We start from the raw sequence: 1,784 nt of genomic DNA on the forward strand, positions 1-1,784 counted from the left end.
CAACAACAATGTAAGATGTCACTTTGCTTAACTTGGCATCCTTTTTATGATTTTCAAATTCAAAAAAATGAGCAAAATGAATCTCTTTACCAGTTTTTAATATTTCAATACCATGCATGGAACCTAAGCACCCATGTGTGATGTTGGAGTGGATATTGAGACTAGCAACCTGATTGTAATAGTTAGATAGTTCTTGAATTAAAATTTGAGGTCCATAAATGTCAAAGTGTCCAGGCACAGACCAAATAAATTCTGTTGTAACCAGTGAACGTAATAATTCAATATCTAATGCTGCTGTAGCAACTATAAAATCTATCATTTGTTGACGTTTAGGCGCATGATTGCATGACACATCTCCTGTTAACTTAAAAGGTAATGATGACTGAACTTCCGTTTTAAAATGTAGTTGGTGCTGAAATAAAGCTTGTTCCAATATTGATATAGCTTTAGGACCAACGCCATGCATCTCCATTAGAGATGACTTCGTATATTGTGATACTGCTTCTAATGTGTATATACCTTGTGAATTTAGCGCGCGTGTTGCAGGCTTTCCAATTTTAGGTAAAGTCATTTGTATCCATCCTTTATGTTGTATGGTAGTCTTTCTGGCAATATACCCTGATTTGTACAGAATTATTTATAAAATTAATATTGTTTAGTGGTTGGTGAATAAATGTGGGAAATATAAACAAAATGATATCTTTATCGAAATATTATTAGTAAAATCGTTATATTAGCATAACCAAGTGAGCGTAACATGTTAAAAATTTGGGAGAGTAAGGAGGTATGTAAGTGAATATAGAATATAAAAAAGGTATATTTTTAGCACTCAGTGCATACATTCTGTGGGGAATACTACCTATATATTGGCAGTTCGTTGATGCAATAGGCGCATTTGAAATTTTAGCCTTTCGTATTATATTTTCAGCAATATTCATGATATTCATACTCGCGGTTGGACAAAAACAACGCAATGCATTTCAACGAGATATGAATCAATTGTTAGGCAAGCCCATTCAGCTATTAGCGATTGTCGTAGCAGGCTATGTCATTACATTAAATTGGGGTACATTTATTTGGGCTGTAACGAACGGTCACGTCCTACAAACAAGTTTAGGTTATTATATAAATCCACTTGTTAGCATTTTGCTCGCACTTATCTTTTTAAAAGAAAGATTCAATAAATTTGAATGGCTAGCCATTTTATTCGCATTCATCGGTGTATTATATATGACGCTCAAGATTGGAGAATTCCCAATCGTTTCTATTATATTAGCGTTATCCTTTGGTACATATGGATTATTGAAAAAAGTAGTACATATTGATGCCATCAGCAGTATTACGATTGAATGTATTGTTACAGCACCTGCTGGACTAATATACGTTATTTATTTATGGCAGCAACATCAGATGTCATTTGGATTGAACATGTCATCATTTTGGTTGTTATTTTCTGGTGCTATTACGGCAATACCACTAATCCTATTCTCAGCCGGGGCAAAACGTATTCCACTTTCGCTAATAGGATTTATTCAATACGTTGGACCAACAATAATGTTTGTACTCGGCATATTTGTTTTCAAAGAGCCTTTTAGTATAGATCAATTAATTACGTTTATATTTATTTGGACAGGTATTGTGTTATATAGTCTTTCTCAATACATTAAATTGAAGAAACATCCGGTCGCAAAAACCCTATAAAATACGAGGAAAGATAATTATACGTGTTTTCAATATCCTTTGTGTCATGATAAGGTGAGACTGAGGTATGTGTGCAGTAACAG

2 protein-coding genes are annotated in these 1,784 nt (G+C 33.6%); one reads left to right on the forward strand and one right to left on the reverse strand.

All coding sequences use genetic code 11. From position 1 onward, the window contains the following. Positions 1-571, reverse strand: a 571-nt coding sequence (locus IDG60_RS13055; protein WP_196506639.1) for a helix-hairpin-helix domain-containing protein, incomplete at its 3' end; no start/stop codon positions are given. Between the two features lie 221 nt (positions 572-792). On the opposite strand from IDG60_RS13055, the gene rarD reads away from it, so the two are divergent. Beyond that, positions 793-1,701 carry an EamA family transporter RarD gene (gene rarD / locus IDG60_RS13060; RefSeq protein WP_001019815.1) on the forward strand — a complete coding sequence of 303 codons (909 nt, stop codon included), beginning with the start codon at positions 793-795 and terminating at the stop codon, positions 1,699-1,701. Positions 1,702-1,784: the final 83 nt, after the last annotated feature.

Source organism: Staphylococcus sp. EG-SA-2, assembly GCF_017152085.1.